Raw genomic sequence first — 21,843 nt, forward strand, 5'->3', positions numbered from 1 at the left:
CGCAGCGCCTGCTCCATGTTCAGCTTCGGCTGCCAGCCCAGCTCCTCGATCGTGTTGTCGATCTTCGGCACGCGGTGCTGCACGTCCTGGTAGCCCTTGCCGTAGAACTCGCCGGAGGACGTCTCCACGATCTTCGTCTTGCGCGCCTCGTCGGCGTACTCGGGGTAGTCGGCRGCCATCTTCAGCATCATCTCGGCCAGCTCGCGCACCGAGTGGATATTGGCCGGGTTGCCGATGTTGAAGATCTTGCCGCTGGCCACGCCGTTCTTGTTCTCGATGATCTGCATCAGSGCCGAGATGCCGTCCGAGATATCGGCAAACGCGCGCTTCTGGGCGCCGCCGTCGACCAGCTTGATCGGCTCGCCGCGCACGATATGGCCCAGGAACTGCGTCACCACGCGCGAGGAGCCTTCCTTCGACTCGAAGATCGAATCCAGCCCGGCGCCGATCCAGTTGAACGGGCGGAACAGCGTGTAGTTCAGCCCTTCCTCCATGCCGTAGGCGTGGATCACGCGGTCCATCAGCTGCTTGGAGCAGGCGTAGATCCAGCGCGGCTTGTTGATCGGGCCGTAGACCAGCGGGGAGGCTTCCGGGTCGAAYTCRTCGTCGGCGCACATGCCGTAGACCTCGGAGGTGGACGGGAACACCAGGTGCTTCTTGTACTTCACGGCCGCGCGGACCATCGGCAGGTTGGCCTCGAAATCGAGCTCGAACACGCGCAGCGGGTGGCGCACGTAGGTGGCCGGGGTGGCGATGGCCACCAGCGGCAGCACCACGTCGCACTTGCGGATGTTGTACTCGATCCACTCCTTGTTGATGGTGATGTCACCCTCGAAGAAGTGCATGCGCGGATGGCTCACCAGGTCGCCGAGGCGGTCGGAGGCCATGTCCATGCCGTAGACCTCCCAGTCGGTGGTCTCCAGGATGCGGCGCGTGAGGTGATGGCCGATGAAGCCGTTGACACCAAGAATCAGGACGGGGGGCAGCGGGGCGGTCGATGGCAGGGCGGGCATGCGGCGCGCGGCGGCCACGATGAGGCGGTGGCCGTCCAGCTCGGTGAACGCGCCCGGGTAGGGCGGCGCCACCGCGCGAATCAGGTTGTAGACGGCAGATGCCGGCTGGCGCCAGTCGATACGGCCGTCCTCGGGCTTGCGGCCCGAGAAGTAGCTGCCATCGGCGAGCCGGTTGGGACGCTTGGGCGTATGGCCGCTCATCATGGCCGGCAGGGCGCGCCAGAGCGTCTGCTCGGCGGCGACGGTGACCTTCTCGAAGACCTCGCCGGCGGTGTCGTCGGGCAGGATCGGCACGGCAGTCTGGTCGACGATATAGCCGGCGTCGGGCTTGGCTTCCATCGCGTGCAGCGTGGCCCCGGTCTCGGTCTCGCCGTGCAGCACGGCCCAGTTCACCGGCACGCGGCCACGATACTTGGGCAGCAGGGAACCATGCATGTTGAACGCGCCGTGCGGCGCGATGGCCAGCACCTCGGCCGGAATCATCGCCCGGTAGTAGAACGAGAAGATGACATCGGGCCGGGCGGCGCGCACGGCCTCGGCCAGGGCCGGGTCGGTCGGGTCCTCGCCATGCAGGAAGGGGATGCCCAGCTCCACGGCGGTATCGGCCACGCGGCGGAACCAGATGTTCTCGTCGGGCCGGTCACGATGGGTGATCACCAGCGCCACGTCCACGCCCCGCGCGTGCAGCACGCGCAGGCAGCGGTCACCGACGTTGTGGTACGCAAAGACTACCGCGCGCACGATTCCTCCACGGTGTTCTGGTCCTCCGGAGCCCGGAGCGGATCGCGCTCGAGCACGGCCTGGATGCGGTAGCGCGGGCGGTCGCGCACTTCCTGGTAGATCCGGCCCACGTATTCGCCAAGCAGGCCAATGCCGAACAGCATGATGCCGACGAGGAAGAAGTTCAGGGCGAACAGGGTGAACACACCCTGCACTTCCGAGCCGAGCAGGAAGCGCCGAATCAGCAGCACGACGAACAGGCCCGCCGACGAGATCGAAAGCAGCGTGCCGATGGCCGAGAACCACTGCAGCGGCACGATCGAGAAGCCGGTGACGAGGTCGAAGTTGAGGCGGATCAGCTGGTAGAGCGAATACTTGGACTCCCCGGCGAAGCGCTGCTCGTGGCCCACCTCGATCTCGACCGGATTGGACGAGAACGTGTACGCCAGCGCCGGGATGAAGGTGTTGACCTCGCGGCAGGCGTTGATCGTGTCGATGATGTTGCGGTCGTAGGCGCGCAGCATGCAGCCCTGGTCCGTCATCTTGATCTTGGTGATGCGCTCGCGCAGCTGGTTCATCGCGCGCGACGCATAGCGCCGGAACGCCGTGTCGTTGCGCTGGCGGCGGATGGTGCCCACGTAGTCGTGGCCCTGGCGCATGGCGGCCACCAGGCGCGGGATTTCCTCGGGCGGGTTCTGCAGGTCCGCGTCCAGCGTGATGACGATGCGTCCGCGCGTGTGCTCGAACCCGGCCAGGATGGCCATGTGCTGGCCAAAGTTGCCGTTGAACAGCACCACGCGCGTGACGTCCGGCCGCTTGTGGAACTGTGCCGCCAGGATCTGCGGGGAGCGGTCATGGCTGCCGTCATTGATGAAGATCAGCTCGTACGACTCGCCCATGGCGTCCATCGCCGGATAAAGGCGGTCGAACAGCGCCTGCAGGCCGTCCTCCTCGTTGTAGACGGGGACGACGACCGAGACCTCGACGGGGCTTAGAGAGAAAGGCGTTTGCATGTTTCGCTGAGAGTTGCGCATACCCGCTCCACGTCGGTGGCATGCATGGCAGGAAACAGCGGCAGCGTGACGATGCCGCGTCCGATGCGCTCGGCGTGGGGCAGCATGCCTTCGCGCCAGCCGAGTGAGCGGTAGTGGGTAAACAGGTGAACTGGCGGATAGTGGACGCCTGTGCCGATGCCTTGCTCGCGCAGCGCCTCCATCACATGACTGCGCGCTTGCGCCGGGCCGCCGCGCAGGCGGTCCGTGGGCAGTACCACCTGGAACATGTGCCAGTTGGTGGTGGCGCCGACGGGGTCCAGCGGCAGCGGCAGCTCGATGCCAAGCTCGGCCAGCCCCGCGTCAGCGGCGCAGCGGAAGTAGGTCTCGGCCAGCGCGGCGCGTTTGGCGGTGATGGCGGCCAGCTTCGGCAGCTGCGCCAGCCCGATGGCGGCGTTGACGTCGGTCAGGTTGAACTTGCCGCCTGGCTCCTCCACGTCCATGCCGTCCATGCCCGTGCGGATCACGCCTTGCAGGCGCAGGCGCTCGGCGCGCAGGGCTTCCTCTGGCGAGTTCAGCACCAGGCAGCCGCCTTCGACGGTGGTGATGTTCTTGTTCGCCTGGAAGCTGAAGCTGGCCAGGTCGCCGAACGCGCCGATGCGCTGGCCGTGCCAGCGGGAATCGATGGCCTGGGCGGCATCCTCGATCACGCGCAGCTGGTGCTTGCCCGCGATGGCGTAGAGCCGGTCCATGTCCACGGGCAGGCCGGACAGGTAGACCGGCATGATGGCCCGCGTGCGCGGCGTGATGGCGGCCTCCACGGCGTCCAGGTCGAGGTTGCGCGTGCGCGGGTCGATATCGACGAACACCGGGCGGGCGCCCACGGCGAGCACCACGTTGGCCGTGGCCACCCAGGTGATCGGCGTGGTGATGACTTCGTCGCCCGGGCCGATATTGGCCACGCGCAGGGCGATCTCCATCGTGGCGGAGCCGTTGGCAAACGTGCGTACTGGCCGGCCGCCGAACAAGTCAGACAGTGCCGCTTCAAACGCCTGCATCTTGGGGCCGGAAGTGATCCATCCGGAGGCCAGCACCTTGCCGACCTCGGCAATGGTCTCGGCGTCGATCTCGGGCCGCACGAACGGCAGGAAGGGCTGGGCTGAGGTAGCGGTCATGGTTCTTTGTGAGGCACGTGGGCGCTGGGCGCGCACGCTCAGGATCGGGCAATCAGGAAGACTCCGGCCAGTATCAGCAGGATGCCGGCCACGCGCAAGGGCCCGATCATCTCGCCAAACAGCCACCAGGCCGCCAGCGCGTTGACCACGTAGCCCAGCGAGAGCATCGGGTAGGCGATGGACACGTCCACGCGCGACAGCCCGACGATCCACACCGCCACGCTGACCACGTACAGCGTCAGGCCGCCGATCACCGGCCATTGTGTCAGCACGCGGAATGCGGTGGTGAGCAGCGTGGCGCGGTCCAGGGTGATGGCCCCCACGGCATTGGTGCCTGCCTTGAGCAGCAGCTGCGCGGCGGCGTTGAGCAGCACGCCGGTCAGGATGAAAGCAAAAGTCGAAAGCGTCATGACGCGGGCTTGGATTCCGGAGCGCCTGCCGGGGCCGGGGCACCGGACGGCGAAAAGTTGCTGACCACGACGCGCCGGCTATCGCGCGCCACCACATGCATCGGGACCTGCCGGGCCGACAGTTCGGCATAGAGGCCCGGGTCCATGATGCCCAGCGCGGGCTGGCCGTCGCGCCAGCGCGCGATGAACTGGTCCAGCGTGGGAATCCACTGGTCCGGGGCCTGCTGCACGCCAAATTCCAGCTCGTCGGGCTCTTCCACCATCGTCAGCGTATGTCCCAGGTAGAACGGCAGGGTATGGTCGAGTACCCGCACGCCGTACAGGGGCATATCGTCTTTCAGCACGGCGCGGATGGCGGGCACCAGGTCCACGCCGGACGCGCGCCGTCCCATGACTTCATGGCCCATCAGCCCGATGGTGCAGGTCAGGAACATCGCCAGCGCGCCCGCGGTAATGCTCGGAAACAGGCCGCGTGACTGCAACAGCTTGCGCGCCAGTATCGTGCCGCCCAAGAGTACGGCAAACGCGACTCCCGTGTACACGGCAAACGTGCGGAACACCTCGTTCGGGTTGGAGGGGCGATCCAGCGTGGCCACATATGGCGTGGCCAGCAGCCCTGCCACGGCCAGCACCATCAGCGCGTTGATCTGGCGCTGCCAGGAGCGCTCGGTGATGTCGTCCAGCGCCACGCCGGCCAGCATCGCCAGCGCAGGGAAGACCGGCACGATGTAACCGGGCAGCTTGGAGCCGGAGAGGCTGAAAAACACGAAGATCGCCACGGCCCAGATCAGCGCCATCAGCGCCGGCTGGAATGGCTTGCCGCCGGCCCCGCGTTCGGCCCCGGCGCGCTCGCGCACGGCGGTCCACATGCGCGGCGTCAGGCCCAGCCACGGCAGGAAGCCCAGCAGCAGTAGCGGCACGAAGTACAGCGAAGAGCCCTTGCGCGCATGCACGGTGGACGTATAGCGGTCCCAGTGCTCGTGGATGAAGAAGAAATGGGGGAATTCCGGATTGCGCGACGAAATCAGCCAGAACCAGGGCACCGTAACGACCAGCATGGCGACGATGCCGGACACCAGATGCAGGCGTCGCCACAGCCCCAGATCGCGCGTCACCAAGGTGTAAACCACGAGGGCGAGGCCCGGCAGCGCGATGCCGACCAAACCCTTGGTCAGGATGGCGACGCCCATGGCGACCCAGCAGGCCAGCATCCAGCCACGACGGGCGGCGGGCGTGGTGCCCGGATGCTGGGCAAGCATCATGCAGGCCAGCACGCACGCGAGCGCGCCGGACAGCGTCATGTCGAGGGCGTTGAAGTGGCCGGCGATGCTCCACATCGGTGCCGCCAGCAGGGCCAGCCCGGCCAGCAGGCCGGCGCGTGCGCCGAACCAGCGGGTAGCAGCGAGCACCGTGGCGCCCAGCCCGAGGATGCCGGAGAGCGCCACACACAGCCGCGCCTGCCAGTCGCCCACGCCGAAGGCCTCGTAGGCCAGCGTGGTCACCCACATGTGGAACGGGGGCTTCTCGAAGTACTTCAGATCGTTGTAGCGGATGGTCACCCAGTCACCGCTGGCGAACATCTCGCGGGAGATCTCCGCGTAGCGGCCTTCGTCCGGCTTGAGCAAGTGACGGGCGTCGAGCGTGCCGAACCAGACCAGCAGGATTGCGATGACGACCAGGGCAATCATGCCGACGGGCAGCCCGGCATAGCGCGAGGGCGTGGAACTACGCATAACTCTCCTGAGATTGCCGGCGAACCGGAAGCGATCTGGGCCTCTGGCTGTGCAGCAGACACCACACAACGCTGCAGGGCCGGATTCGGTGGACACGTATTCCCCGCCGCGGTGAGAACCTCGCGGTGGGGCGGCGGTTCCCCTGGAACGACCGGCCATGGCCGATTTGCTGCGCCGTCTGGCCACCAATTTGGCGCGCAATGTTAGCACGGCGTGCCGGTGCCGCCGCCGGCCAGGATTCCCCATGTGCCGGATTCGCGTAATACTGGCGGCTGTACCGCGCCACGGTCAGTCCTGCCAGGCCGGTTTGTCGAATACTCAGGAAACTACGATGAAAACGGCCCTGATGTCCGGTCTCTGTTTCAGTCTGCTAACAGTGGCGAATGGAGCACATTCACAGGCATCGGAGCCAACCGTCCAAGTTGCCCAGGCCACCGATGCCGCGCCCGTCGCCGGCATCTCCCCCGTGCCCATGCCCGCCGGCGCAGCGTTGTGCGACGCCCCCTGGTTCCGCTCCGGCTCCCGCGTGCAGATGGAGGGCGACGGCGAGATGCCGATGTCGATCACCATGACGCTGCGCGACGTCATGCGCACGGCACGCGGCTGCAGCGCCCAGCTTGAAGTGCGCTCCAAGTCAGCGCTGTCGGCGCTGATGGGCCCCCCGGTGGTAATGGACCAGGTGCACGAGATCAATATCGACCGCAGCAGCGCCACCATGCGCACGCGCATCGACAGCCGCAACGCGGTGATCAACGCCCGGGCGCGTTATGCGCGGATGTTCGGCGAGGCGTCCTTCACGGGCAGCGGCGTCTTCAACTATGCCGGCGTGGAGATCAAGGAGGGGGCGATGCTGGAGGGCGAGACCTTCCAGTCGAGCGTCTCGCTGAAGGTCTACCCGCTCGGCGCCGACGAAGTGGTGGGCACGATGCAGGCGCTGCATGCGTCGATCATCGTCGGCTCCCGCACGGTGGGGCGCCGCCAGATGATCAATACCGCGATGGGGCGCAAGGAGTGCATGCCCATCACGTATGAGAAGCGCACCTCGCTGGGCCCGCTGATGGTGGGCGACGAGATCCTGCAACTTGAGCCGAGCGTGCTGCACGTCACCGACTGGTACTGCCCGATGGAGGCCTTCGTGCTGCGCACCGAAGTCCGCCAGAACAACAAGGTCCAGCGCGTTGACGTGACCTCGCTGGAGATGCTCGACCCCGAGGCCACGGCGGGGCGCTGAGGCCCGCGTCCGGCCAATAAAAAACCCCCCAATGCCTTGGGGGGTCTGCTTCCGCACGGGAGGATCCGTGGCCAGCGTGGCCTGCAAGCGGCCAGTCAGTTGCCCTGCGTGGGCTTCTTGGTGGTCTTCTTGGCCTTGTCCTTCTTCGGCTGGCCCGACTGGTCCACCAGATCCGCGCGCGTGCTCTTGTTCGCGCCCTGGCTGTACGGGTCGAACTTGTCGCCGGACTTCGCACCCTGGCTGTAGGTGTCGAATTTCTCGCCAGCCTTCGCGCCTTGCGAGTACGGGTCGAACTGCTTCTTGTCCTGTGCGATGGCCGCCACGGAGGCGGTAGCCAGGCCCAGCGCAACTGCGGTGGCGATGATCTTGTTCATGGGATCTCCTGAATGGTGCCGCCTTCCGGCGGTTCGCGTTGTGCGGGCTTACCGGCCAGTAAACGGCATGTCAGCCACGCTCGGGGCAGTGTGTCCAAGCCCGGCGAAGCCGTCAACTCAGGGGTTTTCCGGGGGCGGCAGCAGTGTGCCGCCCCGTGCTGAATGGCCGAAAGTGCTTATTCGGTCACAGCATCAGAGGGGTGCTTCCAGGCCTGGATGACCTCGGCGGAGGGCGCCAGCGCGAGGTTGGTGCCACGCGCGCCGATCGGCTGCTGGAACCAGCGCTTTTGCAGCGCGGCGGCGTCCGGCGAGGCGAACGTGGCGGCCAGCGCCTGATCGACCAGCCGCTTCCACTCCGGGTCAGCCTTGGACATCATCAACGCGTTCTGCTCCACGGACAGCGCCGGGCCGACGATCACGAACTGCGACGGGTCCTTCGACTTGGCGCGCAGCCCGGCCAGCAGCACATCGTCCATGACGAAAGCCTGGGCGCGGCCCGTCTCCAGCAGCAGGAATGATTCGCCGTGATCCTTGGCGTAGACGTCCCGATAGCCATAATCGGCCTTCAGGCGCCGCACGTGGCGGTCGCCGGTGGAGCCGGCGCTGGTCACCACGGTCTTGCCGCGCAGATCTTCGAACGACTTGATGCCCGAATCGGCCCGCACCAGCATCCGCACGGTAGATACATAGTGCGAGACGCTGAACGCCACCTGCTTCTGGCGCTCCAGCGTATTGGTATTGGGCGCGCAATCGAGGTCCACCAGCCCGTTGACGACGGCCGGAATGCGGTTCTGCGGCGTCAGCGGCAGCCAGCGCACCTTGATGTCCTTCAATCCCGCCTTCACCCGCGCGGCCTCGGCAGCACGCAGGCACAGATCCACCGCATACCCGGCCGGCTGCCCCTTGTCATCGGCAAACGAGAACGGCAGCGCCGACTCGCGATAGCCGAGCGTAATCGTGCCGGTCTCGCGAATCTTGTTGAGGACCGGGCTATCGGCATGGGCGACGGCAGGCGCCACCACCCCGGCGAGCAGGGCAGCAGCGGCAATCAGGCGTTGCAGGGACGAAAACGAGGCAAACGGCGACATGGGTGGGATTGGGGTGCTGACGAAAGCGGCAAGGGTATACCCGGGACTGCGACGCAGGAAGGATATTCTCGTCATAAGCAAATGCCCGGTTTTGGGGAACGGGTTGCCCTAGGTCAGCTGGGAGCCGTCGTAGGCCATCAGCGCCCAGACCACGGCAAAGGGGAGCGCGCACAGGATGCGGGTCCGCATTCGGGCGCGCCTGGCAAGCAGGGACCAGAGGGCGAGGGTGCTGGTGGTCCATGTGGCGACGCACGCGATCAGGTAGTTTTGCTGTGATTTATACGCCCACATCGAAGCCGCCGGGCCTTCTGCGCCAAATGGGTACTCATGCGGCACGGTCCATGCGCTCCATATTTCGAAGGGCTCGATAAAGGCGATGAACCCGAGAATAGTCCCCAGCACGCATTTAATAGCGAACTTCCAGTTCCATGTTTTTGGCATAATACATAAACTCTTTTGCGAACGAATCCATCGAACTGGTCAGATCAAGGCAGCCCGCTGACCCTGGAAACCACCCGCCATGAATGGTGAAGCCGCTGCGTCCGTGTAACACCGTTCCCGGCAACGGACGCAGGCCTACACGTCTTCGCCCCCAGGCTATCGTGCAGCCTGGCCACCGTCCCTTGTCCCAGTTGATGTATTTCAAAACGCAAGCCGCGCGGTTAAAGATGTTGGTTTCCTCCCATTTCTGGAAGTCGCTTTGGAGGGCCAGATATCGTCCTTTGGGAATGGGTCCGCTATACCCGTCCGCCTGGTACTCCTTGGTATTGAATCCGGATTTCCCCGATGTGGCGGACCACCGCCTGCCATTCCCGTTTTCGATCCATTGCAGCACTCTCCCGTCGAATAACAGTCTGGCCCGCCTCATATCGATGCGTCGGGCAGTTCCTTCGAGATCCAGAAGTTCGATGATTTGCCGCGGTGTCGGCGTTTTGCCAAGCAGCCGATAACCAGATCTTTCGCGAACGAGATCTTCGAGGTCCCGCCGCAGAAAATGATTGTTTCTGATTTCGTTTTCCATGCGCTGGTCTCTAACACTAGGGTTGAACCAGCAGACGTTCTACCCCCGCCCTGCCTGAGCGGTCTATCAGACGCTCCCAAAACCCGTGCGTGGTTTGACTTCCATCATGGCCGGCGCGACGGATCGCCTAACCTTGTTACACCCGTAACCGTTCACCCTCATCCATCCCTGCACCAACAAGGTACAATCCCGCACCTTTGTATCGTTCTCATAACAAATGGGCACCCGTCCTTCTCGTTTGGCGTGCATAGACGCGCTGAAGGCGGTCAGCTCACAGCTGATCGTGTTGCACCATCTGGCCTTCTACGGGCCGATGTCCGATGCCGCGCAGTCCCTCGCCCCGGGGCTGATCGGCTGGCTGGCGGACTATGCGCGCATTGCCGTGCAGGTCTTTCTTGTCGTCAGCGGCTTCCTGGCCGCGCGCAGCCTGGCGCCGGGCGGCTTCCTGACCGCCGCGAATCCGCTGGGGACGATCTGGCGCCGTTACCAGAAGCTGGTGGTGCCGTTTGCCGTTGCCATCCTCGTGGCGATTGCCGGGGCCGCGCTCGCGCGCACCTGGATGACGCATGACTCCATTCCGGCCGCCCCGCATCTGGCGCAGTTCGTCGCGCATCTGCTGCTGCTGCACAACATTCTCGATGTGGACGCGTTGTCCGCCGGCGTCTGGTACATCGCCATCGACCTGCAATTGTTCGCGCTGCTGGTGATCGTGCTGTGGATCGCGCGCGCCGCGCCGGGCCGGCTCCTGCCGTGGGGCATGGTGCTGGTGGGCGCGCTGGCCGTGGCGTCGCTGTTCTGGTTTAACCGCGATGCCAGCTGGGATATCTGGGCGATCTATTTCTTCGGTGCCTATGGCATGGGCACGCTGGCGTACTGGGCGTCGAACCCGGCGCGCTCGCCGATGGCGTTGATTCTGCTGGCCTCGGTAGGCGTGGCGGCGCTGGTGGTGGACTTCCGGCTGCGCATCGCGGTGGCGCTGGCCGTGGCGCTGCTGCTGGCCATTTCCCGGCGCGGGGACTGGCTGGAGCGCTGGCCCGGCGGCCGTCTATCGGGTCTCTGGGCCTATTTCGGCAAGATTTCCTATTCGGTCTTCCTGGTCCATTTTCCGGTCTGCCTGGTCGTCAACGCGGCGGTTTCGCACCTGGCGCCGGGCCAGCCTGTGCTGAACGCACTGGGCATGGGGGCCGCCTGGGCCGCCAGCAATCTGGCTGGCGCGGTATTCCATCGCTATGTGGAATCGGTCGATGTCCTCCAGGTGCTGCGCGAGGCGATCTGGCCGGCGCGCGACAAGTCGGTCACTTCCGAGGCCTGATCCGGTCCTTCAGCTGTAAGCAGGCACCAGTGCCTTGCGGGTGGCCGGGTCCCCGATCACCCGGTTCCAGTCAGCGGGCGCACCGAGCGACATCCCGCCCATGGGCGCCATGCCCGACGCCATGCCCGGCACCTTGCCCGACGGGAGTACGCACCGCACGCGCCCCGCGGGTGCCCGCTGGGCCTCGCCGGCCTGCGCCGGCACCGTCACGCAGGAAGTGGGCAGCGGGGTAGCCGAGGCCCCCGCCGCGTGCGCCGCCACGGGCGCCAACACGCTGACGGATGCGGCGATTGCCGCAATGGCGGATAGTAGTTTCACGATGTTCTCCATGCTGTGGCTGGCCCCATCTGGGGCGCGACTCAGCCAGTATGGAAAATGCGCATCGACCTCGACATAGCCGAAATACGAATTTGATCCATCGCCCTGATGGTGCCCGCCGCCTCGCCTTGGCGCGCGGGCGCGCACTGCCACGGTGCGTTCGGCGCAACACCTACCGTAACAACCCCACTTGGGCGATGGCACGAACGTTGCCTAGTATGGAGATACAAACCTGACCATTTGGTCAGGATTCCTGATACCGGGGCATCCGGGGAAGAGGCTGTCATGTCCGATCACATCGTCCTGACCTCGCACGCGCGCCGCGACAAGCCGGCCGAGCCGATCCACTGGGGCGCCCCCACGGCGGCCGAGCGTGGACCGGTCATCGCCAGCCTCACGGACCCCACGCGCCGCAATGTGATCGGCACCCATGCCGGGGCCTATGCGATCTATCGCGCGCTGGCGGTAGCCTCGGGCAGCCTGCAGCGCGCGCACCGGCCAGACCTGACCGATACCGCGCCGGCCGAGTCCATCGGCCCCCATGCCCAATGGGGCGATCCGGACAAGATCGTGTCGCTCGACCCCTGGGGCCACCTCGTCTCCACCGTCTTCGCAGACCGCATCGCCGCCGGCGTGGACATCCGCCCGACCATTGCCGTCACGCGCGCCCATATCAATATGCCGGAGCTGACGGCGGCCATTGCCGCCGGCCGTCTGGTGCCCGATGGCGAGATCCTCTATCCGAATGGCGATGTGCGCGTGACCAAGGCCGCCGTGGACCCGGTCTGGTACCTGCCGGGGCTGGCGCGGCGCTTCGATATCAAGGAAAGCATCCTGCGGCGCAGCCTGTTCGAGCAGACCGGCGGCATGTTCCCGGAACTCGTGACGCGGCCCGACCTCAAGGTCTTCCTGCCTCCCATCGGTGGCATGACGCTCTATTTCTTCGGCGATGTGGCCAAGCTGGGCCAGCCGGAGACCCGCGTGGCCTGCCGCGTGCACGACGAATGCAATGGATCGGATGTCTTCGGGTCCGATATCTGCACGTGCCGGCCCTATCTGGCGCACGGCATCGAGGTCTGTATCGAGATGGCGCAGCAGGGCGGCGTGGGCCTGGTGGTCTATAACCGAAAGGAGGGCCGCGCGTTGGGCGAGGTGACCAAGTTCCTGGTCTACAACGCGCGCAAGCGCCAGGTGGGCGGCGACCGTGCCGAGACCTACTTCGCGCGGACCGAATGCGTGGCGGGGGTGCAGGACATGCGGTTCCAGGAACTGATGCCTGACGTCTTCCACTGGCTGGGCATCCGGCGGATCGACCGCTGGGCGTCCATGAGCAATATGAAACATGGCGCGCTGACCGCGCAGGGCATCGAGGTGGTGGAGCAGGTGGCCATCCCCGAGGCGCTGATCCCGGCCGACGCGCGCGTGGAAATCGATGCAAAGGTGGCGGCGGGGTACTTCACGCGGTACACGCCGCCTGACGCCGACGAACTCGCCCTGGCAAAGGGCAGGGGGTTGAACGAATGAACCAGCATCCCGAAGGCGGGCAGGACGCACGGATCGATGACGATGGCAGCGGCTGGCACACCCCGGTGCCGCCCGGCCATCCCGCCTCGGCCCTGTTGTGCGCGGAGGCCGTGCGCAGCCGGTGCGCCGTTGTGACGGAGTATGTGGCGTCGGGCGAGTCGGCGCTCTTTACGTGGCATCCAGACCGGGTGCACGCCGTGGCGGACTACGTGGCAGCCACCATCCGGCGCCGCTACCGCGACCTCAAGGTGCCGTACCACAGCCGCTGGCGCCATTTCGAGAGCGGCGGCCCGGGCGAGGAGAAGCTCGACCGCTGGCAGATCCTGTGCGAGCGGGCGGGCATGTCCGGCGCCGACCATTGCGAGGAACGCGCGCGCATCGGCATCGACCTGGTCATCCCGAGCGTGCTGCTCGATGCCGGTGCCGGCCCGGACTGGCGCTACCGCGACCCGGCCAGCGACCTGATGCTGACCCGCTCCGAAGGGCTCGGCGTGGCCAGCTTCGATCTCTTCGCGCGGGGCGGTTTCTCCGCCGAGCATGGCGATCCGCTGCGCGCCGATGGCGAACGGCTGGCGCGCATGGATGCGTCGACCATCGCCACCGCCTTCCAGGTGGCCGCGCACAACCCGCTGGTGGGCCTGGAAGGCCGCGCCGGCCTGCTGCGCCGGCTGGGCGAGGTGGTGCAGGCCACCCCGGCCGTCTTCGGCACGCCGGCCCGGCTTGGCAATCTGTACGACTACCTGGCCAAACATGCCGTCGATGGCCGCATCGAGGCCAGCTTCGTGCTGCGCGCGCTGCTGGTGGCGCTCGGGCCGGTCTGGCCGGGCCGCGTGCAGCTGGACGGCATCTCGCTGGGCGACTGCTGGCGCCATGAAGCCGCGCCGGACGGGCTGGTGCCGTTCCACAAGCTGACCCAGTGGCTGACCTATTCGCTGCTGGAGCCGCTCGAGGATGCCGGCCTCACCGTCACCGGCCTCGATGCCCTGACCGGCCTGCCCGAGTACCGCAACGGCGGGCTGCTGTTCGACTTCGAGCTGATGGTGCCGCGCAACCCCGATTTCGCGACGGGCACGCACACGGTGGACGAGCCAGTGATCGTGGAATGGCGCGCGCTGACCGTGACCGGACTCGACCTTGTGGCCGAAGGGGTGCGGCAGGCGCTGGGCGTCACCAAAGAGGATTTCCCGCTGGCGCGGGTTCTGGAGGGCGGCACCTGGGCGGCGGGCCGGCGCATTGCGGCGCAGCGCAGGCCGGGCGGCACGCCCCCGTTCGCAATCCAGAGCGACGGTACGGTGTTCTGACAGGAACCGGTTTTCACCAACATTTTTGCAGGCAGCCGGGCGCGGCGGGCCTGTGGCCCGTCGTGCCTGATAACACCAGCGAATCGACCCAAGGAGCGCACCATGAATGACCTGTCCGCCGTGCCCACGGCCGCGCAAGCCATTGCCGATACCGATGCGGAGTCTTCGCCGTCAGCCATGGTGATGGTGGTCAATCACCCGCTGGTGCAGCACAAGGTCACGCTGGTGCGCAGCGAGGACACCACCACCGACAACTTCCGCCGCCTGGTGCGCGAGATCAGCCAGCTGCTGACCTACGAGGCCACGCGCGACCTGGCGATGGAGACCATCGCCATCAAGACGCCGATCGCGCCGATGGTGTCGCCGGTGCTGTCGGGCAAGAAGCTCTGCCTGGTGTCGATCCTGCGCGCCGGCAACGGCTTCCTGGACGGCATGCTCGACCTCCTGCCCGCCGCGCGCGTCGGCCATATCGGGCTCTACCGCGACCCCGAGACGCTGGAGCCCATCGAGTATTACTTCAAGATGCCGGAAGACATCCACGAGCGCATGGTGATCGTGGTGGACCCGATGCTGGCCACCGGCAATTCGGCCATCGCGGCGCTGAACCGGCTCAAGGAGGCCGGCGTGACGACCATGAAGTACGTCTGCCTGATTGCCTCCCGCCCGGGGCTCCAGGCGCTGCGCGCGGCGCACCCGGATGTGGCGATCGTCACGGCGGCCATCGACGAGCAGCTCAACGAGCACGGCTACATCGTGCCGGGCCTCGGCGATGCCGGCGACCGGCTCTACGGCACGAAATAATGGACGCGCTGGTCGCGCCCGCCGCCCGCGAAGCGGCCGGCCGCATTCGACAGGAGAACGAGGCGCTGATCCTGCGCGCGGCGGAGTATGTGTTCGCCCGCGCGGGCTTCGCCGGGGCGACGATGGCGGACATCGCCCTGCGCGCCGGCGTGCCGAAGTCGAACCTGCACTACTACTTCCGCACCAAGCAGGCGCTGTATCGCGCAGTGCTGGCCCATACGCTGCAACTGTGGCTGTCCGAGACCGACATCATCAGCGTCGACTATCCGCCCGAGGTGGCGCTGGAGCATTACATCCGCGCCAAGATGCGGCTCTCCGCCAGCCACCCGGACGCCTCGCGCGTGTTTGCCAACGAGCTGCTCCATGGCGCGCCCGAGATCGGCGGTGTGCTGCGTGAAGCACTCCGTGAGTTAGTTGCGCGCAAGTCGGGGGTGATCCGCGCCTGGATCGCCGGCGGGCAGATGGCGGCGGTGGACCCGCAGCACCTGTTTTTCACGATCTGGGCCGCCACGCAGACCTATGCCGACTTCGAAACCCAGATCTGCGCCGTGCTGGGGGTGAAGCGGCTGGACGCCCAGGACTTCCAGCAGGCCACCGAGCATCTGGTGGCCTTGCTGTTGCGCGGCTGCGGGCTGGAGCCAGCGTCCGCCCGCGCGCATGGCATGGCCTGAGGCCCGATGCCGACACAGAGAACAAGAATTCCAACGCAGTACTCGATCACGCGCAACGACGCGAAAGGGGAGTGAAGTCATGCCTATTGAAAGCTATCGCCGCACCTGGCTGAAAGTGGCGGCGGGGGCCGCGCTGGCGGGTATCGTGGCCCTCGGCGTCACGCCGCTGGCCCATGCCCAGACAAAGGTGAAGGTGGCCGCGGTGTACACGGTGCCGGTGGAGCAGCAGTGGGTCTCGCGCATCCACAAGGCGCTGAACGAAGCCAAGGCGCGCGGCGAGATCGATTATGTGTTCTCGGAGAGCGTGTCGAATGCCGACTACGAGCGCGTGCTGCGCCAGTACGCGGAGCAGGGCTCGGGGCTGATCGTAGGCGAGTCGTTCGCCGTGGAGGCCGCCGCGCGCAAGGTGGCCAAGGACTACCCGAAGGTCGGCTTCCTGATGGGCTCCTCGGGCAAGCCGCAGGCGCCGAATTTCTCGGTGTTCGACAACTACATCCAGGAGCCGTCCTACCTGACCGGCATGATCGCGGGCGGCATGACCAAGACCAACCACATCGGCATGGTCGGCGGTTATGCCATTCCCGAGGTGAACCGGCTGATGCACGCGTTCATGGAAGGCGCGCGCGAGGTGAACCCGAAGGTGAAGTTCACGGTGAGCTTCATCGGCTCCTGGTTTGATCCGCCCAAGGCCAAGGAAGCGGCCTTCGCCATGATCGACAAGGGGGCGGATGTGCTCTACGCCGAGCGCTTTGGGGTTTCCGACGCCGCCAAGGAGCGCGGCAAGCTGGCCATTGGCAACGTGATCAACACCCAGCCGCAGTACCCGGCCACGGTGGTGGCCTCGGCGCTGTGGAACATGGAGCCGACGATTGGCGCCGCGCTGGCCAAGGTCAAGGCCGGCCAGTTCAAGAACGAGGACTACGGCCAGTATTCCTTGATGAAGGTCAAGGGCGCCGAGCTGGCGCCGCTGGGCACCTTCGAGGGCAAGGTGCCGGCTGATGTGATGGCCAAGGTCCGCGCCAAGGAGCGGGCCATCCTCGATGGCAAGTTCACGGTCAAGGTGGTGGAAACGGAGCCGAAGTCCACGCCGTAACGCCCGGATCGCGCCCCTCTCCCATTGGGGGAGGGGCATCACACGCACAGAATAACTAGATGTCGATTCCCCCTCCCGTCCTCCATCTTTCCCATATCACCAAGCGGTTCGGCCCGCTGACCGCCAACGACGACATTTCGCTCGATCTCCAGCGCGGCGAGGTGCTCGCCCTGCTCGGCGAAAACGGCGCCGGCAAGAGCACGCTGGTCAATATCCTGTTCGGCCATTACGTGGCCGACGCCGGCACCGTCGAGGTGGATGGCGTGGCGCTGCCGCCGGGCAATCCGCGCGCGGCGCTGGCGGCCGGCGTGGGCATGGTGCACCAGCACTTCACGCTGGCCGACAACCTGACCGTGCTCGACAACATCCTGATTGGCACCGAGCCGCTCTGGCGCTGGCGCCAGCAGCGCACCGCCGCGCTGGGGCGCGTGCAGGCCATCGCCCAGCGTTTCGGCCTGGCCGTGCACCCCAACGCACGGGTCGGCGCGCTGTCCGTGGGCGAGCGCCAGCGCGTGGAAATCGTCAAGGCGCTGTATCGCGGCGCCCGGGTGCTGATTCTCGATGAACCCACGGCCGTGCTGACGCCGCAGGAGGTAGACAGCCTGTTCACCACGCTGGCGCAGTTGATTGCCGAAGGGCTGTCGGTGATTTTCATCAGCCATAAGCTCGATGAAGTGCTGCGTGTGTCGCATCGCGTGGCGGTGCTGCGTGGCGGCAAGCTGGTGGCCATGCGCGCCGCAGGCGAGACCAGCAAGCAGGAGCTGGCCGAACTGATGGTGGGGCGGCGCGTGGAGATGCCCCGGCGCGAGGCCGCCGAGGCGCCCGGGGAACTGGTCGCCACCCTGCGCCGCGCCAACGTGGCCGCGGCGGACGGGCGCGTGGCGCTGCACGATGTCACGCTGGCCCTGCATGCGGGCGAGATCGTCGGCATTGCCGGCGTGTCCGGCAACGGGCAGGTCACGCTGGCCGAGCTGATGAGCGGCATGCTGGCACCATCGTCCGGCACGGTGACCGTGGAAGGCATCGACCTGCCGGCCGTGCCCCGGCGCTGGATTGCCGCCGGTGTGGCGCGCGTGCCCGAGGATCGCCATGCCGAAGGTGCCGTGGGCGACCTGGCCGTGTGGGAGAACGCGATTGCGGAGCAACTGGGCAACCCGGCGTTCGTGCGGTGCGGGGTGATCCGCAGCGGACCGGCGCGACGCTTTGCGGCGGCGCTGGCCAGGAAATTCGACGTGCGCGGCGGCGGCATCGACGCCCCCACGCGCACGCTCTCCGGCGGGAATATGCAGAAGCTGATTCTGGGGCGCGCGCTGTCGGTACGCGGCGCGCAGACGCCCCGGCTGGTCATCGCCAGCCAGCCCACCTGGGGGCTGGATATCGGCGCGGTGGCCTACGTCCATCGCCAGTTGCTGGAAGCCGCGGGGGCTGGCGCCGCCGTGCTGCTGATTTCCGAGGATCTCGACGAACTGCTGTCGCTGGCGGACCGCATCGCCGTGATCCATGGCGGACGGCTGACGCCGGCCCGCGCGACGTCCGGCTGGACGCTCGGCACGCTGGGACTGGCCATGGCCGGCGCGGACCACGCCGCGATGCGCGGGGAGGTGGCCCATGCGGCTTGAAGCGCGCACCACGGTCTCGCGCACCGCGCTGGTGGCCGCGCCGTTCGGGGCCATCGTCGCCACGCTCGGCATTTGTGCTGTATTGGTTGCCTGGGCCGGCGCGCCGGTCGGCAAGGCGTATTGGCTGTTGCTCGAAGGGGGCTTCGGCTCGCGCTTCGCGTGGTCGGAGACGCTGACCCGCGCCACCCCGCTGATGCTGACCGGGCTGGCCGTGGCGGTGGCGTTCCGCACGCGGCTGTTCAATATCGGCGCGGAAGGGCAGTTGTACCTGGGCGCGCTGGCGGCGGTGGCTGTCGGCGGGCAGGTGGATGGGGGTGCCGCGCCTTGGGCGGCCGCGCTGCCGAATGGGCTGCTGTTCGGCCTGATGGTGGCGGCCGGCATGCTGGCCGGCGCGTTGCTGCTGCTGGTGCCGGCGCTGCTGAAGCTGCGGCTGGGGGTGGACGAGGTGGTCACCACGCTGCTGCTGAACTTCATCGTCCTGCTGGGCGTGTCGATGATGCTGGATGGGCCGATGAAGGACCCGCTGGCGATGGGCTGGCCGCAGTCCGTGGCGCTGGTGCCGGAACTCGAACTGTCGCGGCTGCTGGAGCGCTCGCGCGTGCATAGCGGGCTGCTGATCGCCGTGGCGCTGGCCGTGATCCTGTGGGCGGTCAACCGCTTCACGGTGTTCGGCCTGCAGATGCGCGCGGTGGGCGCCAACGCGCGCGCGGCGGCCTTCGCGGGCATGCCGGTGACGCGCGTGACGCTGCTGGCGGCGATGCTGTCCGGCGCGCTGGCGGGGCTGGCCGGCGTGGTCGAGGTGGCGGGGCGCACCGGCTACCTGACGCTGGACATCTCGCCCGGCTACGGCTACGCCGGGGTGGTCATCGCCATGCTGGCGGGGCTGCACCCGATCGGCGTGATTGCCGCGTCGGTGTTCGTGGCGGGCGTGCTGGTGGGCGCGGACGGCATGAGCCGCGCCGTGGGCGTGCCCAATGCCATCGCCGACGTGATTGTCGCCGTGGCGCTGCTGAGCATGCTGGTGGCCACGATGCTCACGCGCTACCGCGTGCGGCTCGACCGTATCGGGAGGGCCGCCTGATGGAACTGCTCGATATCGTGAGCGCGGCGCCGTTCTGGATCGCCGTGCTGCGCGTGGCCACGCCGCTGATCTTCGGCACGCTGGGGGTGCTGCTGTGCGAGCGCGCCGGGGTGCTCAACCTCGGCATCGAAGGGATCATGGTGGCCGGCGCGTTCTCCGGCTGGCTGGCGGTCTACCTCGGCGCGCCGCTCTGGGGCGGCGTGGCGGTGGCGGCCGGCGTGGGGCTGGCCTTCGGGCTGCTGCACGGCTGGCTGACGGTGTCCCTGGCGCTGTCCCAGCACGTGGCGGGGCTGGGCGTGACGATGCTTGCCACCAGCGTGTCTTACTACGCCTATCGGCTGAACTTCGCGCAGGTGTCGTCGCCGCCGACGATCACCCCGTTCGCGCCGATGACGTGGTGGGCGGAGGTTCCGCTTCTCGGCCCCCTGATCGGCCCGGTGATGGCCGCCGAGACCGCGCTGACGCTGCTGGCGCTGTGCATGGCGCCGCTGATCGGCTGGCTGCTCTATCGCACGCCGCTGGGGCTGGCCCTGCGCATGGTCGGCGAGAATCCGGCGGCGGCGGAGGGGCAGGGCATCCGCGTGGCGGCCGTGCGGATTGGTGCGATCATGGCCGGCTCGGCGCTGATGGCCGTGGGCGGGGCGTTCCTGACGCTCTCCGCCTTCAACGCGTTCTTCTTCAACATGATTAACGGGCGCGGCTGGATCTGCGTGGCGCTGGTGGTCTTCGCCTCCTGGCGGCCGGGCCGGGCGCTGCTTGGCGCGGTGCTGTTCGCCGCGTTCGACGCCCTGCAACTGCGCCTGCAACAGGGCGGGGCGAGCCTGCCGGGCCTGCCGCCGCTGCCGTACCAGGTGTACCTGATGCTGCCTTACGTGCTGTCGATCCTGGCGCTGGTGCTGGTGGCGCGCCGCGCGGCCTATCCGCAGGCGCTGATGAAACCGTACCGCAAGGGCGAGCGGTGATCCAACCCCATCGCCCCTATATATAAGAGAGAGATTCCACATGTTCGACCTGATCCTGCGCCGCTGCAGCCTGCCCGATGGCCGTACCGACATCGACATCGGCATCGCCAATAGCAAGATCGCCGCCGTGGAGCCGCGCCTGGCCGCCACGGCGGGCGAGGAGATCGACGCCGCCGGCCAGCTCGTCACGCCGCCGTTCGTCGACGCGCACTTCCACATGGATTCGACATTGTCCTATGGGCTGCCGCGCGTGAACCAGTCCGGCACGCTGCTCGAGGGCATTGCCCTGTGGGGCGAGCTGAAGCCGCTGCTGACGCAGGAGGCCATCGTGGAACGCGCGCTGGCCTATTGCGACTGGGCCGTCGCCAAGGGGCTGCTGGCCATCCGCTCGCACGTGGATGTCTGCGATCCGCGCCTGTTGGCCACCGAGGCGCTGCTGCACGTGCGCGAGCGCGTGAAGCCGTACCTCGACCTGCAACTGGTGGCCTTTCCGCAAGATGGCGTGCTGCGGGCGCCCGGCGCGCTGGACAACCTGCGCCGCGCACTGGACATGGGCGTGGATGTGGTCGGCGGCATTCCGCACTTCGAGCGGACCATGGCGGACGGCGCGGCGTCCGTGAAGCTGCTGTGCGAGGAAGCCGCCACGCGCGGCCTGCGCGTGGACATGCATTGCGACGAGAGCGACGACCCGATGTCGCGCCATATCGAGACGCTGGCCAGCGAGTCCGTCCGGCTCGGGCTGCAGGGGCGTGTCACGGGCTCGCACCTGACGTCGATGCATTCGATGGATAACTATTACGTGTCCAAGCTGCTGCCGCTGATGCGCGAGGCCGGCGTAGCGGCCATCGCCAATCCGCTCATCAACATCACGCTCCAGGGGCGGCATGACACCTACCCGAAGCGGCGCGGCATGACGCGCGTGCCGGAGTTGCTGGCGGCGGGGGTGCCGGTGGCCTTCGGGCACGACTGCGTGATGGATCCGTGGTACGGGCTGGGCACCGGCGACATGCTGGAGGTGGCCCACATGGGCCTGCACGTGGCCCAGATGACCGGGCAGGACGCCATGCGCGCCTGCTTTGCTGCCGTGACCGAGACGCCGGCCAGGATCCTTGGCCTGGGCGGCTACGGCCTGGCCCCAGGCTGCCGCGCGGACCTGGTGCTGTTGCAGGCGCGTAATCCGGTGGAGGCCCTCCGCCTGCGCGCCACGCGGCTGGCCGTACTGCGCGCCGGCAAGGTGGTGGCGCGCACCCCGGCCGCCACCGCCACGCTGGCGCTGGATGGCCGGCCTTCACAGGTGGATTTCCGGCTACGGTAAGAATCGCCAAGATTTTTTCGGTGACCTGTTGACAGAGGGCAATCATCGCAGCATAATCTCTTTCTTCGCATCGCTGCAGACATGCAGCG

At 67.3% G+C, this 21,843-nt stretch carries 21 protein-coding genes and 1 pseudogene; 11 read left to right on the forward strand and 11 right to left on the reverse strand.

The window, feature by feature from the left end; translation table 11 throughout:
• The 6 genes and pseudogenes from AB4120_RS13360 to AB4120_RS13385 all read right to left on the reverse strand — a co-directional run.
• The coding region (locus tag AB4120_RS13360) for a bifunctional UDP-4-keto-pentose/UDP-xylose synthase (RefSeq protein WP_441642449.1) at nucleotides 1–986 on the reverse strand (986 nt) is incomplete at its 3' end.
• Nucleotides 987–1,754 (reverse strand): annotated as a pseudogene (locus AB4120_RS13365) (formyltransferase); the annotation flags it as partial.
• On the reverse strand, nucleotides 1,742–2,746 hold the full coding sequence (locus AB4120_RS13370) for a glycosyltransferase (RefSeq protein WP_149139222.1): 1,005 nt from the start codon (nucleotides 2,744–2,746) through the stop codon (nucleotides 1,742–1,744). The pseudogene AB4120_RS13365 and the gene AB4120_RS13370, both read right to left, overlap by 13 nt.
• The gene (locus tag AB4120_RS13375) at nucleotides 2,725–3,900 is read right to left on the reverse strand and encodes a DegT/DnrJ/EryC1/StrS family aminotransferase (RefSeq protein ID WP_149139223.1); all 1,176 of its coding nucleotides are present in this window, start codon (nucleotides 3,898–3,900) and stop codon (nucleotides 2,725–2,727) included. Before AB4120_RS13375 ends, AB4120_RS13370 begins: the two co-directional genes overlap by 22 nt.
• A 38-nt stretch (nucleotides 3,901–3,938) precedes the next feature.
• Nucleotides 3,939–4,310 (reverse strand): DMT family transporter, encoded by a 372-nt coding sequence (locus tag AB4120_RS13380; protein ID WP_144202352.1) that lies wholly within the window; start codon nucleotides 4,308–4,310, stop codon nucleotides 3,939–3,941.
• Nucleotides 4,307–6,043, reverse strand: coding sequence for a glycosyltransferase family 39 protein (locus tag AB4120_RS13385; RefSeq protein WP_149139224.1), 1,737 nt, complete (start codon nucleotides 6,041–6,043; stop codon nucleotides 4,307–4,309). Before AB4120_RS13385 ends, AB4120_RS13380 begins: the two co-directional genes overlap by 4 nt.
• 331 nt (nucleotides 6,044–6,374) lie before the next feature.
• Here AB4120_RS13385 and AB4120_RS13390 point away from each other — a divergent pair, with 331 nt between their 5' ends.
• A complete protein-coding gene (locus tag AB4120_RS13390; RefSeq protein WP_441642366.1) occupies nucleotides 6,375–7,274 on the forward strand; it encodes a hypothetical protein in 900 nt (299 codons plus the stop codon).
• A 95-nt stretch (nucleotides 7,275–7,369) separates the two neighbouring features.
• Here the strand turns inward: AB4120_RS13390 and AB4120_RS13395 are convergent, their stop codons facing one another.
• The 4 genes from AB4120_RS13395 to AB4120_RS13410 form a co-directional block, all read right to left on the reverse strand.
• Nucleotides 7,370–7,648 carry an amino acid ABC transporter permease gene (locus AB4120_RS13395; RefSeq protein WP_144202345.1) on the reverse strand — a complete coding sequence of 93 codons (279 nt, stop codon included), beginning with the start codon at nucleotides 7,646–7,648 and terminating at the stop codon, nucleotides 7,370–7,372.
• Nucleotides 7,649–7,824: 176 nt separating this feature from the next.
• Nucleotides 7,825–8,736, reverse strand: a complete 912-nt coding sequence (locus AB4120_RS13400; protein WP_149139225.1) for an amino acid ABC transporter substrate-binding protein — start codon at nucleotides 8,734–8,736, stop codon at nucleotides 7,825–7,827.
• 108 nt (nucleotides 8,737–8,844) lie between these two features.
• The gene (locus AB4120_RS13405) at nucleotides 8,845–9,177 is read right to left on the reverse strand and encodes a hypothetical protein (protein ID WP_144202341.1); all 333 of its coding nucleotides are present in this window, start codon (nucleotides 9,175–9,177) and stop codon (nucleotides 8,845–8,847) included.
• Entirely contained in the window at nucleotides 9,143–9,757 is a 615-nt protein-coding gene (locus AB4120_RS13410) for a hypothetical protein (RefSeq protein ID WP_149139226.1), read from the reverse strand. Before AB4120_RS13410 ends, AB4120_RS13405 begins: the two co-directional genes overlap by 35 nt.
• 217 nt (nucleotides 9,758–9,974) lie before the next feature.
• Here AB4120_RS13410 and AB4120_RS13415 point away from each other — a divergent pair, with 217 nt between their 5' ends.
• On the forward strand, nucleotides 9,975–11,069 hold the full coding sequence (locus tag AB4120_RS13415) for an acyltransferase family protein (protein WP_149139227.1): 1,095 nt from the start codon (nucleotides 9,975–9,977) through the stop codon (nucleotides 11,067–11,069).
• Nucleotides 11,070–11,078: 9 nt separating this feature from the next.
• Here the strand turns inward: AB4120_RS13415 and AB4120_RS13420 are convergent, their stop codons facing one another.
• The gene (locus AB4120_RS13420) at nucleotides 11,079–11,387 is read right to left on the reverse strand and encodes a hypothetical protein (protein ID WP_149139228.1); all 309 of its coding nucleotides are present in this window, start codon (nucleotides 11,385–11,387) and stop codon (nucleotides 11,079–11,081) included.
• Between the two features lie 285 nt (nucleotides 11,388–11,672).
• Here AB4120_RS13420 and AB4120_RS13425 point away from each other — a divergent pair, with 285 nt between their 5' ends.
• The 9 genes from AB4120_RS13425 to AB4120_RS13465 all read left to right on the forward strand — a co-directional run bounded on the left by AB4120_RS13425 (nucleotide 11,673) and on the right by AB4120_RS13465 (nucleotide 21,754).
• Nucleotides 11,673–12,911, forward strand: coding sequence for a GTP cyclohydrolase II (locus tag AB4120_RS13425; protein WP_144202333.1), 1,239 nt, complete (start codon nucleotides 11,673–11,675; stop codon nucleotides 12,909–12,911).
• Nucleotides 12,908–14,212, forward strand: a complete 1,305-nt coding sequence (locus AB4120_RS13430) for a URC4/urg3 family protein (protein ID WP_149139229.1) — start codon at nucleotides 12,908–12,910, stop codon at nucleotides 14,210–14,212. Before AB4120_RS13425 ends, AB4120_RS13430 begins: the two co-directional genes overlap by 4 nt.
• A gap of 102 nt (nucleotides 14,213–14,314) precedes the next feature.
• Nucleotides 14,315–15,013 carry a uracil phosphoribosyltransferase gene (gene upp / locus AB4120_RS13435; RefSeq protein WP_149139230.1) on the forward strand — a complete coding sequence of 233 codons (699 nt, stop codon included), beginning with the start codon at nucleotides 14,315–14,317 and terminating at the stop codon, nucleotides 15,011–15,013.
• Nucleotides 15,013–15,684: a TetR/AcrR family transcriptional regulator gene (locus tag AB4120_RS13440; protein ID WP_092300696.1), complete on the forward strand. Its 672-nt coding sequence runs from the start codon at nucleotides 15,013–15,015 to the stop codon at nucleotides 15,682–15,684. Before upp ends, AB4120_RS13440 begins: the two co-directional genes overlap by 1 nt.
• A 79-nt stretch (nucleotides 15,685–15,763) precedes the next feature.
• Nucleotides 15,764–16,777 (forward strand): BMP family protein, encoded by a 1,014-nt coding sequence (locus AB4120_RS13445; protein WP_149139231.1) that lies wholly within the window; start codon nucleotides 15,764–15,766, stop codon nucleotides 16,775–16,777.
• Between the two features lie 59 nt (nucleotides 16,778–16,836).
• On the forward strand, nucleotides 16,837–18,396 hold the full coding sequence (locus AB4120_RS13450; RefSeq protein WP_149139232.1) for an ABC transporter ATP-binding protein: 1,560 nt from the start codon (nucleotides 16,837–16,839) through the stop codon (nucleotides 18,394–18,396).
• Entirely contained in the window at nucleotides 18,386–19,477 is a 1,092-nt protein-coding gene (locus AB4120_RS13455; RefSeq protein WP_441642367.1) for an ABC transporter permease, read from the forward strand. The genes AB4120_RS13450 and AB4120_RS13455 overlap by 11 nt, the downstream gene beginning before the upstream one ends.
• Entirely contained in the window at nucleotides 19,477–20,439 is a 963-nt protein-coding gene (locus tag AB4120_RS13460) for an ABC transporter permease (RefSeq protein WP_186296967.1), read from the forward strand. Before AB4120_RS13455 ends, AB4120_RS13460 begins: the two co-directional genes overlap by 1 nt.
• A 40-nt stretch (nucleotides 20,440–20,479) precedes the next feature.
• Nucleotides 20,480–21,754 carry an amidohydrolase family protein gene (locus tag AB4120_RS13465; RefSeq protein ID WP_149139233.1) on the forward strand — a complete coding sequence of 425 codons (1,275 nt, stop codon included), beginning with the start codon at nucleotides 20,480–20,482 and terminating at the stop codon, nucleotides 21,752–21,754.
• The last annotated feature ends 89 nt before the right edge of the window (nucleotides 21,755–21,843 follow it).

The sequence above is a fragment of the Cupriavidus sp. 2KB_3 genome, assembly GCF_052115685.1.
Classification (GTDB): domain Bacteria; phylum Pseudomonadota; class Gammaproteobacteria; order Burkholderiales; family Burkholderiaceae; genus Cupriavidus; species Cupriavidus campinensis.